Genomic DNA, 14,783 nt, shown 5'->3' with positions numbered 1-14,783 from the left:
AATTCCGCTTCTGCCGGCCCGAGGGTCACTTGATCCGCTCGAGCACGGAAACGTAGTTGGCGACCGCCGCCCCGCCCATGTTGAAGATACCGCCGAGGCGCGGCTCCTCGAGCTGCATGCCCTGCGGCGCCTCGCCGGCGAGCTGCATGGCCGAGAGCACATGCATCGAGACCCCGGTCGCGGCGATCGGATGCCCCTTGGCCTTCAAGCCCCCGGAAACGTTGACCGGCAGCTTGCCGTCCTTCTGCGTCCAGCCTTCCTTGATGGCGCGGGCGCCCTCGCCTTCCTTGGTCAGGCCCATCGCCTCGTATTCGATCAGCTCGGCGATGGTGAAGCAGTCATGCGTCTCGACGAAGGAGAGGTCGTCGAGCGCAATCCCCGCGTCGGCCAGCGCCTTTTGCCAGACGAGCGCGCCGCCCTCGAACTTCAGGATGTCGCGCTTCGACATCGGCAGGAAATCCTGGACATGGGCCATGCCGCGGAAGCCGATGGCGCGGCGCATCCCAAGGGCGGTCTCCTCGTCGGCCAGCACCAGCGCGGCGGCGCCGTCCGAGACCAGCGAGCAGTCGGTGCGCTTCAGCGGGCCGGCGACATAGGGGTTCTTCTCGCTCTCCTGCCGGCAGAAGGCGTAGCCGAGGTCCTTGCGCATCTGCGCATAGGGGTTCTCAACGCCGTTCCTGTGGTTCTTCGCCGCGATCATCGCGAGCGCGTCGGACTGGTCGCCATGGCGCTGGAAGTAGCCGGCCGCGATCTTGCCGAAGACCCCGGCGAAGCCGCCGGGCGTGTCGCCGTCCTCCGGCAGATAGGAGGCCTTGAGCAGGTTCTTGCCGATCTCGGGCCCCGGCGTCCGGGTCATCTGCTCGACGCCGACGACGAGCACGATCCTGGCCGCGCCCGCCCGGATCGCCCTGACCCCCTGATGCACCGCGGCCGAACCGGTGGCGCAAGCGTTCTCGACGCGGGTCGCCGGCTTGAAGCGCAGCGCCGGATCGGCCTGGAGCACGAGAGAGGCGGTGAAATCCTGGGCCGAGAAGCCGGCGTTGAAATGGCCGAGCACGATCTCGTCGACCTGATCGGCGGCGATGCCGGCATCGACCAGCGCCTCGGTCGCGACCCGCACGATCAGGCTCTCGACGGTCTCCGTGTCCTGCTTGCCGAACGGTGTATGCGCCCAGCCGACAATCGCAACGCTCATGACGGCACCTCCCTCGCTATGCGGCTGCCCGCATCTTGACGGTCTCGCACCGGCGGGCAAGCCGGTATCCGCGCATGATGGCCGTGCGCCGATCGGCCGGCGGATTTTCGGCCGCTCCAGGCATCATGGCAATGCCAAAGCCAGCAGCAGCCCGACGCCTGCGACGATCATCGCCATGCCGAGGATCTCGCGCCGGCTCGTCCCCTCGGAGAACAGCCTGCGCGAGGCGATCTGGGCCAGCGGCAGCTCGATCAGCGCGAGCGTGCGGACATTGGCGGCGCTGGTCAGCGAGAAGCCGATGAACCAGAGCTGCGAGGCCGCGGCCCCGAGGAAGCCGGCCGAGAGCGAGCGGCGCCAGCTCCTCAGGCTGAGGATGAGCGCCTGCCGGTCGGCCGCCAGCATGTAGAACACCAGCAGCAGCGTCTGGAGCCCGAGCCCGAGCACGAGGATGGTCGAGGCCCGGATCAGGAAGCCGCCCTCCGGCAGGGCCTGGATGCCGCCGCGGAAGCCGATCGCCGACAGGGCGAAGAAGGCCCCCGACGCGATGCCGAGCACGGCCGGCCTCAAGCCCGCGCGGCTGAGCTTCTCGCCGGGCTTCCACGACACCACGATCACGCCGGCGGTCGCGATCGCGACGGCGAGGAACTTCAGCGGCGTCAGCGCGTCGCCGAGCAGCGCCCAGCCGAACAGCGCGACCTGCACCGGCTCGGTCTTGGTATAGGCCGTCGTCACCGCGAAGGAGCGCTCGCGCATCGCCGCCAGCATCAGGGCGGTGCCGACGATCTGGGTCAGCGCGCCGGAAAGCGTGTAGCCGAGCGAAACCATGCCGATCCCGGGCGGCAGCCTTTGCAGGCCGAGGCAGGCGATGGCCAGGAACAGCACCGCGAAGGGCAGGCCGAACAGGAAGCGCACCTGCGTCGCACCGACGACGCCGATGATGTCGGTGAGCGAGCGCTGCGCCAGATTACGCGCGGTCTGCAGCAGCGAGGCGGCGATGGTCGCCGGGATCCAGAAAAGGCCGAAAGCCACGCGACGAGCCTCGTGAAAGATGAATGGCGACCAGCCTGAACGGCAGGAACGTCATTGCAAGAGTCGAGCCCGGCGATCTACCGCTTTTTTGGCCAGGCGATCAGGAATTTTTTGGCCTTGACCATCGCAATCGGATAGGCCCTGCCGCCATCAGGCGAAAGCCGTGCTGTTGACGTCCTTTCAACATGTTATGGTGTCAGAAGAAGCGCAGCGTGGATGTGCCACGCCGATGAGGCGCCCGGAGGCCATAATGCCGATCGTTCCGCCCCGTTCCGTCACTCTGTCGCGCCGAGGCTTCGGGCGGCTGGCGATGGGGGCGGCCGCTTGCGGGGTCGCAGGCGCCCCGGCGCGGGCGCAGGGCGTGACGCCGATCCGCTTCGCGCTGGACTGGCGCTTCGAGGGGCCGGCGGCGCCCTTCCTGATCGCCCGCGAGAAGGGCTATTTCGGCACCGAAGGGCTCGAGGTCGCGATCGAGCCTGGAAACGGCTCGCGCGCCGTGATGCAGAAGCTCGCCGCCGGGACGCAGGATGCCGGCTTCGGCGACGTCAACACGCTGATCCGCTTCCGCGACGAGAATCCGGGCCTCGATTTCAAGGCGGTGATGATGGTCTACGACCGGCCGGGCTTCGCGCTCGTCGGCCGCAAGAGCCGGGGGATCACGGCGGAGCCTGCAAGCCTCGAGGGCAAGAAGCTCGGCGCGCCCGCCGCCGACGCCAGCTTCGCGCAATGGCCGCTCTTCAAGGGGCTCAACAAGATCGACGACAGCCGGATCCGGCTGGAGAATGTCGGTTTCCCGGTGCGCGAGCCGATGCTGGCCTCGGGCGAGATCGATGCCGCCTTCGGCTTCGGCGCCTCGTCCTACGTCAGCTTGAAGGCGCGTGGCGTGCCGGTCGACGATATCGTCCTGATGTGGATGGCCGATCACGGCATCACGCTCTATGGCAACGCCGTGATCGTCTCGGCGAAGCTCGCAGCCGAGCGGCCGCAAGCCGTGCGCGGGCTGGTGCGGGCGCTGATGCGGGGCCTGCGCGAGGCGATCGCCGATCCCGGCTACGCCGCTCAGCTCGTCGGCCGGCACAACGATGCGGCCGAGCCGGAGACCGAGCGCGAGCGGCTCGCCATGGCGATCGAGCAGAACATCCTGACCGCTTACGTCAAGTCGCACGGCTTCGGCGGCGTCGATCCGGCGCGCTGGGCGGGCGCGCTCGATCAGCTCGCGCTCGCGGGCGCGTTCCGCGACAGGGCGCGCGCGGGGGACGCCTTCACCGACGCCTTCCTGCCGCCGCTCGGCGAACGTATGTTCTGAAGCATTTCCGCGTTTCTCCGAATCGCGGAAATGCTTCAGCCTTTTGTTTTGGCGCATTTTCTTCACGCGAACCGGTGCCCGCTTCGCGCGAAAATGCCCTGAAGCGCCTTGCCACCGGGACCGCGATCTTGATCCTGCCAGACCTGACCGACTACGCGGCGCTGCGCGAGCGCTTCCGCTGGCGCATTCCGCAGCGCTACAACATCGCCGTCGACGTCTGCGACCGCTGGGCCGCAGTCGAGCCGGAACGGCCGGCGATCATCGAGGTCTCGCAGGACTGGCGGGCGACGCCGGTCTCCTTCGGCTGGCTCAGCGAGCATTCGAACCGGCTGGCCAGCGCGCTCGGGAAGCGCGGCGTCGGCCGCGGCGACCGCGTCGCCATCCTGCTGCCGCAGGGGCGGGCAGTGCTGACGGCGCATCTGGCCGCCTACAAGCTCGGCGCGATCGCCGTGCCGCTGGCGGCGCTGTTCGGCATCGATGCGCTGGCCTACCGGCTCGTCGATTCGGGCGCGAAGGCCGTGCTGACCGATGCCGCCGGGCTCGCCAAGCTCGGCGGGATCACCGAGCCGTTGCCGGAGCTCGCGCTCATCATCTCCACAGACGGCGCCGAGGGCGGGGCGGAAGGCTGGGCGGCGCTGCTGGCCGAGGGCGATCCTGCTTTCACGCCCGTCGAGACGAGGCCCGACGATCCGGCGCTGATGATCTACACCTCCGGCACGACGGGTAATCCGAAGGGGGCGCTGCACGGCCACCGCGTCCTGCCCGGCCATCTGCCCGGCGTGCAGATGCCGCACGAGTTCATGCCGCGGCCGGGCGACATCGCCTGGACGCCGGCCGACTGGGCCTGGGCCGGGGGGCTGCTCAACATGCTGCTGCCGGCGCTGCATTTCGGCGTGCCGGTGGTGGCGCGGCCGGTGACGCGCTTCGAGCCGGAGGAAGCCTACCGGCTGATCCAGGATCTCGGCGTCCGCAACGCCTTCGTGCCGCCGACCGCGCTTCGGATGATGCGCGGCGCCGGCAGCCCGCAGGGGCGCTGGCGGCTAAACCTGCGCACGGTCGCGGCGGCGGGCGAGGCGCTCGGCGCCGAGACGCTGGAATGGGGGCGCGAGGCGTTCGGCCTGACCATCAACGAAGCCTATGGCCAGACCGAGTGCAACCTCGTGCTCGCCTCCTGCGCCGCGCTCGGCGTCAGCCGTCCGGGCGCGATCGGCAAGGCGGTGCCGGGCCACGAGGTCGCGATCATCCGGCCGGACGGCACGGTCTGCGACCCCGGCGAGGAGAGCCAGATCGCGGTCCGCCGCCCCGACCCGGTGATGTTCCTGGAATACTGGCGCAATCCGGAGGCGACGGCGGCGAAGTTCATCGGCGACTGGATGACGACCGGCGACGAGGCCGTCGCGGACGCGGACGGCTATGTCCGCTTCATCGGCCGCGACGACGACGTGATCACCTCGGCGAGCTATCGCATCGGGCCGGGCGAGATCGAGGATTGCCTGCTGCGCCATCCGGCGGTGGCGCTGGCGGCGGTGGTCGGCAAGCCCGACCCGCTGCGCACCGAGATCGTCAAGGCCTTCATCGTGCTCAAGCCCGGCCATGGCGGCTCGCAATCCCTGGTCTCCGAGCTCCAGAGCTTCGTGCGCGCGCGGCTGTCGGCGCATGAATATCCGCGCGAGATCGTCTTCCGCGACGCGCTGCCGCTGACGACCACGGGCAAGATCATCCGTCGGCTGCTGCGGGCCGAAGCCTGAACAGCGGCCGGCCGATCCGCTCGCCAAGGCGCGCCGCCAGCGCGGCGGGCCGCTGCGGCCGGGGGCCGGCGAGACGCAAGGTGCCGAAGCCGCCGGGCAGGAGGATGCGCCGCGACGGCGCGGCCTTGCGCATCATCGCGAGCAGCACGGCCAAAGGCGCGAGCGGCGCGAAGGCTTCGTCGGCGACGCCGAGATAGAGCCAGGAGGAGGCGCCCCGGCCGAGCGTCAGCGCGCCCGCGATCGGCCGCCCGTCCAGCGTCAGGAGGGTGGGACGGCAGAGCTTCCGGCGGCCGAGATCACGGCTCATGCTGCGCAGGAAGCCGACCTCGCGCGTATCCTGAAGCGTCGCCTGCCCCGCCCGGCCGCGCGCGCCGGAGGCTTCGAGCGCGAGCATGATCTCGACGGCGTCGCGCCGGTCCGCCTGGTTTATCGCCTCGACGAGGCTGAGCCGGCCCTTCTCCCGCGGGCTCTCCTCCGCCGCGGGCGCTGCGGGCCGGTGGCCGGGGAGCGGCTGCCAGGCGAGCGTCACGCCCTGCCCCTCGGCGACGCGCGCGAGCGTCGCGGCGAAGGCGCCGGCCGGATCGAGCCCCGACAGGGTGAAGCTCCCGGCGGCGGGGCCCTGCCAGCCGCGCAGGAAGGCGGCGAGCGCGGGCGCGGCGAGGTTGCCGTCGATGAGCGGCGTGCCGTTCATGAGGCGCGGATCGGCGAAGCCTTCCAGCGCCTCGGCCGCGAACAGGCGTCGGCGCCGGCGGCAGGGGACGAGGCCGACGAGATGGCGGCGCTGCGAGCCCGGATCGCCCTGCCAGAGCAGCATCAGGGCGGCGTCGCGGAAGGAGACGAGATGCTGCGCGGCTGGAAGCGCGAAGCCCGGCTCGAGGCAGGGATTGGCTTCGAGCGCGCGCCCGGCAAGCTCCGTCCATTCGCGGCGGATCGCCTCGCACTCGCTGAGCGGGCGCAGCTCGCTGTGGATGGCCGCATCCGGGCGCGGTGGGAGCAAGGGCCGCGCGGCCGCCGTCGCGGAGCCTTCGGTCGCCGCCCGAGCCGTGATCATGCTCATCCGCCCGCACCTCGCTTGCATCGTTCCGGCGCGTTGCTGTGCCGGAATGGCAAGGCGCACAGCGGCGCCACGCCCGTCGCGAGGCAGGGTTCAAGAAACGGGCCGGGCGCCCTCTCCATGGAAGGCGGACCAGAGCTTGCGCACCGTGTCCTCCTCGATGTCCTTGACGATCAGGACGAGCCGCGAGCGGTGGTCCCCGTCCGGCCAGGCATCGAGCTGGACCGGCGGATGCAGGATCTGCTGGACCGCGTGGACGATGAGCGGCCGGCCGGGCTCTCCGGCAAGGTCCACCAGCCCCTTCAGCCGCAACAGGCGCGGACCGTGGACGGAGCGCAGCAGCGTCCAGAACAGCTCGAAGGTGGTGCGGGCGACCGGCCGCTCGGCCGTCAGGACGAAGGCGCGGATCGCGGCGTCGTGGCGGTTGACGTCATGCGGGTCCTGGCCGTGCCCGTGGTGGTGATCGCCGTGGTGGTGATCGTGACCGTGATGATGGTGGTGGCCGGGCAGCGCCTCTTCGGCCAGCCAGTGGCGCAACGCCTGCGGCCGCTTCGCCAGGTCGTAGAGGCCGGCGCCGATCAGTTCGGCGGGGCTTGCGTCCGGCGGCAGGATGGCGATGCCGGGATTGAGATGGCCGAGGCGCTCGCGCAGCTCCTCCACACGCTCGGGCGCGGCGAGATCGGTCTTGGTCAGGACGAGGCGGTCGGCGGCGACGACCTGGCGGCGGGCCTCCTCATGCGCGTCGAGCGTCGCCATGCCGTTGACCGCGTCGACGAGCGTGACGACGCCGTCGAGCCGGAAGCGCAGCGCGAGATAGGGGTGGTTGATCAGGACGTTGAGGATCGGCGCGGGATCGGCGAGGCCGGTCGTCTCGATGACGAGGCGGGAGAAGGGCGCGATGCGGCCATTGTCGCGCCGGCGCAGCAGGTCCTCGAGCGTGACGATCAGATCGTCGCGGATGGTGCAGCAGAGGCAGCCGGATTCGAGGAGGATCATCCCCTCCGCCACGCCCTCGATCATCAGATGGTCGAGGCCGATCTCGCCGAACTCGTTGACGAGCACGAGCGTGCCGGCAAGCGCCGGGTCCTTCAGCAGGCGGTTGAGCAGCGTGGTCTTGCCGGCGCCGAGGAAGCCGGTCAGCAGCGTCAGCGGAACGGGGACGGGCCGGGCGGGGTCGTCGGTCATGGGTGCACGCCTTCGGGCAGGCACGATGCTCCGCCGCTTTTGTTCTAATGTTACATGACCGGCCGGAGCGGCGTTGGCAAGGGTTACGGCCGGCCCGATGCGGCCTCAGGCGCCGTTGGCGGACCTGGCCTTGGCCTCGGGCTTGCCGGCCGTGGGCTTCGCGGCGGCCTGGGCCGGCTTGGGCTTCGCCGGCAGGGTCCTTGCCGGCGGCGTCCGGAGCGGCTGGGCTTTCGCCGCCGGGGTCTTGGCGGCCTGCGCCTTGCCGGACGCGGCGGGCTTGATGCCTGCCGCCGCGCCGGGGCGCAAGGTCGCCGGATTCGCGGCGCCGGACTGCATCGCGCCCTGGAGGCGCAACGGGCCGGCGGCGAAGGCATCGCTCCCCGGCTGGACCGGCTCGCCCGCGGGGGCGAAGGCGGCGGTGCCGCGCGGGATCGCGCCGTTGCCGGAGGCCGTGCGACGGGCGGAGCCGCCGACGAGGCCGGCGGCGACGGGGGCGCCGGGCTCGATGGTCGGCGTGCCGCGCGCGACGCGGCTATCCGGCTGGGCGGTGACATTGGCCGCGAGCGGCGCCGAGGCCGAGCCCGGCGTGCGGCCGAAGGAGACCTGGACCGGCGCGGCCTCGGCGCGGGGTCCGAGCACGACGCGCCCGCGGGCCGAGCGGCTGGCGACCGGCGCGGCGGCGGGGGTGCTGAAGGCCGTCGCGAAACGCCCGCCATCGGGTGCGTTGCCGCTGTCGATGGAGGCCGTGGCGGCGATCGGGCCGGAGAGATCGGCGTCGTCGGCGAGCGCGGCGCCGCCGCCGCGATGGCGGACATCGTCGCAGATATTGGGCGCGCGGGTGCCGCTCGCCGGCATGGCGGCGACGCTGTAGCCGGCGCCGCCCCAGGCGGCGAAGCCCTCGTCGAGAAGCTGGGCGGCCTTGACCGTCCGCTCGGCGCCCGAGAGCGAGCCCAGCACGACGGCGATCAGGGTGCGCCCGCCGCGGCTGGCGGTCGCGACGACGTTGAAGCCGGAGGCGCAGGTGAAGCCGGTCTTCATCCCGCCGATGCCGGCATAGCGGCCGACCAGCCCGTTGGTGTTGTGCATCACCTGCTTGCCGAGCTGCACGGCCGGGGTGTCCCAATAATCGGAATATCGCGGGAAATCATGCATCAGCGCCATGGCGAGCACGGCGAGGTCGCGCGCGCTGGTCTGCTGGTCGGGATGATCCCAGCCATTGGGGTTGGCGAAGCGGGTATCGCGCATGCCGAGCCGCTGCGCCTCGGCGTTCATCATGGAAACGAAGCTCTCGACATCGCCGCCGACGCCCTCGGCCACGACATAGGCGATGTCGTTGGCCGATTTCACCATCATGATGCGCAGCGCGTTGTCGAGGGTGACCTCCTGGCCGGGCTTGATGTAGACCTTGACGCGCGGCTGGCTCGCGGCCCGCTTCGAGGCGGGGATCGCCGTCTCCAGCCCGATGCGCCCTTCCCGCACCGCCTTCAGCGCGAGATAGATCGTCATCATCTTGGTGGTGGAGGCGGGGCGCCAGGCCTGGCTCGCATTCTCGCTCGAGAGCACGGCGCCGCTCGAGGCGTCGATGACGAGGCTGGTTCCGGCATGGACCGGCCCGGTCAGGAGGGCAGCGAGGGCGAAGGCGGCGGCGAGGCGGGAAGCGATCATCGGGCGGGTTCGAACCTGTCTTGCTCGTAAGCGGTCTAGCGTCGCCATCCCTGGCGGTGGGGCCATGCGGGTTCAACGCGACACATGCGGCAATTTCGAGACGGCCGCCCATCGACGCATAACTACCCCTTGCGCGGCGATTTGCCTAGGCGCCCTCGTGCCGCGGCCGCGCGCATGAAAAAGGGCCGCTCGCGCGGCCCCTCGCAACCCGATCCGCTCGCAGGCGTCAGGCCGCCTTGCGCTGCTCGAAGACGTGCTTGAACTCGCGCAGCTGCACCAGCGTCTCGCTGAGCCGCTTCCTGTCCTCCTCGCCCTGGGCGCCCGTCAGCCGGGTCTCCATGGCCAGGATCTCGGCGTCGAGCACGGCGGCGTCGACATCCTCGATGAAGCGTCCCTGCTCGGCCAGGATCGTCGCCGAGGCCTGGTTGACCTCGACGAGGCCGCCATTGACGAAGAATTCCTTGCCGCTGCTCTCGCTCGTCTGGACGAGCACGATCCCCGACTTGAGCGTCGCCACCAGCGGCGCATGGCCGGCGAGCACGGTCATCTCGCCCTCGGACGGGGGAACGATGACGCTGACGACATCGCCCGAGAACAGGATGCGCTCCGGCGAGACGAGTTCGAACTTGAAGGTGGCCATCGCCCTAACTTTCCTCCGACATCATCCCGGCCGCAGCGAAGCGGCAAGCCGGGATGAGCGCTGACGGGGTCGCTTACGCCGCCTCGGCGAGGCGCTGCGCCTTCTCGACGGCTTCCTCGATCGAGCCGACCATGTAGAAGGCCGCCTCCGGCAGGTGGTCGTACTTGCCCTCGACCAGCCCCTTGAAACCCTTGATCGTGTCCTCGAGCGAGACGAGCTTGCCGGGCGAGCCGGTGAAGACCTCGGCGACGTGGAAGGGCTGCGACAGGAAGCGCTCGATCTTGCGGGCGCGCGCCACCGTCATCTTGTCGTCTTCCGAGAGCTCGTCCATGCCCAGGATCGCGATGATGTCCTGCAGCGCCTTGTAGCGCTGGAGCACCTGCTGGACCTGGCGGGCCACCCCATAGTGCTCCTCGCCGACGATGTCGGCCGAGAGCATGCGCGAGGTCGAGTCGAGCGGGTCGACCGCCGGATAGATGCCCTTTTCCGCAATCGAGCGCGAGAGCACCGTCGTGGCATCGAGGTGGGCGAAGGAGGTCGCGGGCGCCGGGTCGGTCAGGTCGTCGGCCGGCACGTAGATCGCCTGCACCGAGGTGATCGAGCCCTTGGTCGTGGTGGTGATGCGCTCCTGGAGGTTACCCATGTCGGTGGCGAGCGTCGGCTGGTAGCCCACCGCCGAGGGGATGCGGCCGAGCAGCGCCGACACTTCCGAGCCGGCCTGCGTGAAGCGGAAGATGTTGTCGACGAAGAACAGCACGTCCTGGCCCTGATCGCGGAAATGCTCGGCGACGGTCAGGCCCGAAAGCGCGACGCGCATGCGGGCGCCCGGCGGCTCGTTCATCTGGCCGTAGACGAGGGCGCATTTCGAACCCGCGGTCGAACCGTTGTTCTCCTTGGGGTCCTTGTTGACGTTCGACTCGATCATCTCGTGATAGAGGTCGTTGCCCTCGCGGGTGCGCTCGCCGACGCCGGCGAACACCGAGTAGCCGCCATGCGCCTTCGCGACGTTGTTGATCAGCTCCATGATCAGCACGGTCTTGCCGACGCCGGCGCCGCCGAACAGGCCGATCTTGCCGCCCTTGGCGTAAGGCGCCAGCAGGTCGACGACCTTGATGCCGGTGACGAGGATCTGCGCCTCGGTCGACTGCTCGGAATAGGCCGGTGCCGGCTGGTGGATGCCGCGGGTGGTGGTGGTCAGGATCGGGCCGGCCTCGTCCACCGGCTCGCCGATGACGTTCATGATGCGCCCGAGGCACTCGTCGCCGACCGGCACGGCGATCGGGGCGCCGGTGTCGGTCACCGGCTGGCCGCGCACCAGACCTTCGGTGGAGTCCATCGCGATGGTGCGCACCGTGTTCTCGCCGAGATGCTGGGCGACCTCGAGCACGAGGCGGTTGCCGAGGTTCTCGGTCTCGAGCGCGTTCAGGATCTCCGGCAGGGCACCGTCGAACTGCACGTCGACGACGGCGCCGATGACCTGGGCAACGCGGCCGGCGCCGGTGTTGGCGGGCTTCTCGGCGGTCTTCGACTTGGTGGTCTTGGTAGCGGCTTTGGCCATGGCGGAACCTCGGGACTAGCGCATTCGGTTATGGCGGCAGCCGGCGGCTCGCGCCACCGGCGAAGACTTGTTCAGGCATCGGCTTCTTCCGAAAGGTGGGGCCACTTTTCGGTCCGATGCCCAGGCGGTTAGAGCGCTTCCGCGCCGGAGATGATCTCGATCAGTTCCTTCGTGATCATCGCCTGGCGCGAGCGGTTGTAGAGCGTGGTCTGCTTCTTGATCATCTCGCCGGCGTTGCGCGTGGCGGAATCCATGGCGGACATGCGCGCCCCCTGCTCGGAGGCGGCGTTCTCGAGCAGCCCGCGCAGGATCTGCACCGTCAGGTTGCGCGGCAACAGCGTCTCGAGGATCTCGCCCTCGTCCGGCTCGTAGTCGTAGACGGCCTCGCTCTTCTTCGTCCCTTCCGGGATCTCGGCCGGGATGATGCGCTGCGCCGTCGGGATCTGGGCGATGACCGACCTGAACCGCGAGAAGAACAGCGTCGCGACGTCGAACTCGCCGTTGGCGAAGCGGGAAAGCACGTTCTGCGCGATCGCCTCGGCATTGGCGAAGCCGACCTGCTTGAACTCGCGCAGGTCGATGAACGCGATGATCTCGCTGGCGAACTGCCGGCGCAGGATATCGTAGCCCTTCTTGCCGACGCAGATGATCTTGACCGTCTTGCCCTCGGCCTTGAGCGCGTTCGCCTTGTCGCGCGCCAGGCGCGCGATCGAGGAGTTGAAGGCGCCGCACAGGCCGCGCTCGGCGGTCAGCACCAGCAGCAGATGCACCTTGTCGGCGCCCGTGCCGGCGATCAGGCGCGGCGCGCTCGAGCCGGTGACGCCGGCGGCGAGGTTCGCCAGCACCGTCTCCATGCGCTCGGCATAGGGGCGCGCGGCCTCGGCGGCCGATTGCGCGCGGCGCAGCTTGGCGGCCGCGACCATCTGCATGGCCTTGGTGATCTTCTGCGTCGCCTTCACCGAGGCGATGCGGTTGCGTAGGTCCTTGAGGGACGGCATCCGATCTTGATCCCCTACCCGTCAGCCGCCTGCGGCGACGAAGCAATTCGAAGAAACGGCGCGGCGGAGGCCCGATGCCTCGCCGCGCCGGCAATGACGATCAGGCGAAGGACTTCGCGAAGCTCGTGACGATGTCCTTGAGCTTGGCGGCGTTGGCGTCCGACAGATCCTTGGACGAGCCGATCTCGTTGAGGAGATCGGCATGCTTCGAGCGCACGAGCGAAAGCAGCCCGTCCTCGAAGGCGCGCACCTTGGCGACCGGCAGCGGGTCGAGATAGCCGTTGACGCCGGCATAGATCACGACGACCTGCTCTTCCATCTTCAGCGGCGAGAACTGCGGCTGCTTCAGGAGCTCGGTCAGGCGCGCGCCGCGGTTGAGCAGGCGCTGCGTCACCGCGTCGAGGTCGGAGCCGAACTGGGCGAAGGCGGCCATCTCGCGGTACTGGGCGAGCTCGCCCTTGATCTTGCCGGCGACCTTCTTGGTCGCCTTGGTCTGCGCCGAGGAGCCGACGCGCGAGACCGAGAGACCGACGTTCACCGCAGGCCGGATGCCCTGGTAGAACAGGTCCGTCTCCAGGAAGATCTGGCCGTCGGTGATCGAGATCACGTTGGTCGGGATATAGGCCGAGACGTCGTTGGCCTGCGTCTCGATCACCGGCAGCGCCGTCAGCGAGCCGAGGCCGGCGGCCTCGCCCATCTTGGCCGCGCGCTCGAGCAGGCGGGAGTGGAGATAGAACACGTCGCCCGGATAGGCCTCGCGGCCCGGCGGGCGGCGCAGCAGGAGCGACATCTGGCGGTAGGCGACGGCCTGCTTGGAGAGATCGTCATAGATGATCACGGCGTGCATGCCGTTGTCGCGGAAGAACTCGCCCATGGCGCAGCCGGCGAAGGGCGCCAGGAACTGCATCGGGGCGGCGTCCGAGGCGGTGGCCGCGACGACGATCGAGTATTCCAGCGCGCCGCGCTCCTCGAGCACCTTGACGAACTGGGCGACGGTCGAGCGCTTCTGGCCGACGGCGACATAGACGCAGTAGAGCTTCTGGCTCTCGGGAGCGCCCTCGCCGTTCAGCGACTTCTGGTTCAGGATGGTGTCGAGCGCCACCGCGGTCTTGCCGGTCTGGCGGTCGCCGATGATCAGCTCGCGCTGGCCGCGGCCGATCGGGATCAGCGCGTCGATCGCCTTGAGGCCGGTCGCCATCGGCTCGTGCACGGACTTGCGCGGGATGATGCCGGGCGCCTTGACGTCGACGCGGGCGCGGGCCTTGGCCTTGATCGGGCCCTTGCCGTCGATCGGGTTGCCGAGCGCGTCGACGACGCGGCCGAGCAGCTCCTTGCCGACCGGCACGTCGACGATGGCGCCGGTGCGCTTGACGGTCTGGCCTTCCTTGATCTCGCGGTCGGAGCCGAAGATCACGACGCCGACATTGTCGCTCTCGAGGTTGAGCGCCATGCCGCGCACACCGGTCTCGAACTCGACCATCTCGCCGGCCTGTACCTTGTCGAGGCCGTAGACGCGGGCGATGCCGTCACCGACGGAGAGCACCTGCCCGACTTCGGTGACGGAGGCTTCCGACCCGAAATTCGAGATCTGGGCCTTCAGGATGGCGGAGATTTCAGCGGGGCGGATGTCCATCAGCCGACCTCTTTCATGGCAAGACGAATTGAATTGAGCTTGGTTTTCAGCGAGGCGTCGACCATGCGCGAGCCCATCTTGACGACGAGCCCGCCGATCAGCGCCGGATCGACCTTGATCGAAACATCGACATCCTTGCCGGCGACGCCCTTCAGCGCCGCGCGGATCTCGTCGACGCGCTTGGATGTGGGCGCCTCGGCGAGCGTCACCTCGGCGGAGACGATGCCCTTGGCCTCGGCGACCAGGCGCTTATAGGCGGAAATCATGCCCCGCAGCGCGAAGAGGCGGCGCTTGCTGGCGACGAGCCCGATGAAATTGGCGGCGATGCCGGTGATCCCGGCCTTGGCGAGCACGGCGCTGATCGCGCCGACCTGCTCCTCGGCGGTGAAGGCCGGGCTCTCGATCAGGCGGGCGAGGTCCTCGCTCTCGGCGATGAGGCCGCTGAAGGCGTCGAGCGAAGCCGCGACGGCATCGACCGCGCCGCTCTCCTCAGCCAGCTCGAACAGCGCGGTGGCATAGCGCTGAGCCACGCCCGACACCAGGGTCCCCTGCGATCCGCCTTCAGCCACGCTTCCCGTCTCTCGTTTCAAGGAACCGCACCGGCGACCTTCCTGGACGAAGGTGGAGTGCAGGGTTCCGACGCTGCGAGTATCTTAAGGCGCGAAGCCGGCGAGACGGCTTCGCGACCGAAATGTGGCGGTGCACTAGCATGCGGTTCCGGGCCACGCAATCGCTGAGTGGCCCCGATAAGCGGCCATTTTGCCACGGGTTT

General features: G+C 69.7%; 12 protein-coding genes. 2 read left to right on the top strand and 10 right to left on the bottom strand.

The annotated features are described in order from the left end of the window. Positions 1 to 25 precede the first annotated feature (25 nt). Complete coding sequence (locus M9917_RS07620; protein ID WP_297252385.1) at positions 26 to 1,195, bottom strand: acetyl-CoA acetyltransferase; 1,170 nt, start codon at positions 1,193 to 1,195, stop codon at positions 26 to 28. A 123-nt stretch (positions 1,196 to 1,318) separates the two neighbouring features. Continuing rightward, positions 1,319 to 2,224, bottom strand: coding sequence for a DMT family transporter (locus M9917_RS07615; protein ID WP_297252383.1), 906 nt, complete (start codon positions 2,222 to 2,224; stop codon positions 1,319 to 1,321). 250 nt (positions 2,225 to 2,474) lie between these two features. Between M9917_RS07615 and M9917_RS07610 the strand changes: the two genes are divergently transcribed. Continuing rightward, positions 2,475 to 3,530 (top strand): ABC transporter substrate-binding protein, encoded by a 1,056-nt coding sequence (locus tag M9917_RS07610; RefSeq protein WP_297252381.1) that lies wholly within the window; start codon positions 2,475 to 2,477, stop codon positions 3,528 to 3,530. Positions 3,531 to 3,661: 131 nt separating this feature from the next. Then, complete coding sequence (locus M9917_RS07605; RefSeq protein ID WP_297254767.1) at positions 3,662 to 5,278, top strand: AMP-binding protein; 1,617 nt, start codon at positions 3,662 to 3,664, stop codon at positions 5,276 to 5,278. Here the strand turns inward: M9917_RS07605 and M9917_RS07600 are convergent. The 8 genes from M9917_RS07600 to M9917_RS07565 all read right to left on the bottom strand — a co-directional run bounded on the left by M9917_RS07600 (position 5,247) and on the right by M9917_RS07565 (position 14,580). Continuing rightward, positions 5,247 to 6,335, bottom strand: coding sequence for a GNAT family N-acetyltransferase (locus tag M9917_RS07600; protein ID WP_297252379.1), 1,089 nt, complete (start codon positions 6,333 to 6,335; stop codon positions 5,247 to 5,249). The genes M9917_RS07605 and M9917_RS07600 overlap by 32 nt on opposite strands. A 90-nt stretch (positions 6,336 to 6,425) precedes the next feature. After that, a complete protein-coding gene (locus tag M9917_RS07595) occupies positions 6,426 to 7,517 on the bottom strand; it encodes a CobW family GTP-binding protein (RefSeq protein WP_297252376.1) in 1,092 nt (363 codons plus the stop codon). Positions 7,518 to 7,622: 105 nt separating this feature from the next. After that, positions 7,623 to 9,182, bottom strand: coding sequence for a serine hydrolase (locus M9917_RS07590; protein WP_297252375.1), 1,560 nt, complete (start codon positions 9,180 to 9,182; stop codon positions 7,623 to 7,625). Between the two features lie 226 nt (positions 9,183 to 9,408). Continuing rightward, positions 9,409 to 9,822 (bottom strand): F0F1 ATP synthase subunit epsilon, encoded by a 414-nt coding sequence (locus M9917_RS07585; protein ID WP_297252372.1) that lies wholly within the window; start codon positions 9,820 to 9,822, stop codon positions 9,409 to 9,411. Between the two features lie 73 nt (positions 9,823 to 9,895). Continuing rightward, the gene (gene atpD / locus M9917_RS07580) at positions 9,896 to 11,380 is read right to left on the bottom strand and encodes a F0F1 ATP synthase subunit beta (protein WP_297252370.1); all 1,485 of its coding nucleotides are present in this window, start codon (positions 11,378 to 11,380) and stop codon (positions 9,896 to 9,898) included. A gap of 128 nt (positions 11,381 to 11,508) precedes the next feature. Beyond that, the gene (locus tag M9917_RS07575; protein WP_297252369.1) at positions 11,509 to 12,378 is read right to left on the bottom strand and encodes a F0F1 ATP synthase subunit gamma; all 870 of its coding nucleotides are present in this window, start codon (positions 12,376 to 12,378) and stop codon (positions 11,509 to 11,511) included. Positions 12,379 to 12,478: 100 nt separating this feature from the next. Further along, positions 12,479 to 14,011, bottom strand: a complete 1,533-nt coding sequence (atpA, locus tag M9917_RS07570; protein WP_297252367.1) for a F0F1 ATP synthase subunit alpha — start codon at positions 14,009 to 14,011, stop codon at positions 12,479 to 12,481. Continuing rightward, positions 14,011 to 14,580: a F0F1 ATP synthase subunit delta gene (locus M9917_RS07565; RefSeq protein WP_297252365.1), complete on the bottom strand. Its 570-nt coding sequence runs from the start codon at positions 14,578 to 14,580 to the stop codon at positions 14,011 to 14,013. The genes atpA and M9917_RS07565 overlap by 1 nt, the downstream gene beginning before the upstream one ends. Positions 14,581 to 14,783 lie beyond the last annotated feature (203 nt).

Source organism: Bosea sp. (in: a-proteobacteria) (assembly GCF_023953965.1).
Lineage (GTDB): Bacteria > Pseudomonadota > Alphaproteobacteria > Rhizobiales > Beijerinckiaceae > Allobosea.
The sequence above is the reverse complement of the archived record's forward strand: the minus strand, read 5'-3'. Positions and strand labels throughout refer to the sequence as shown.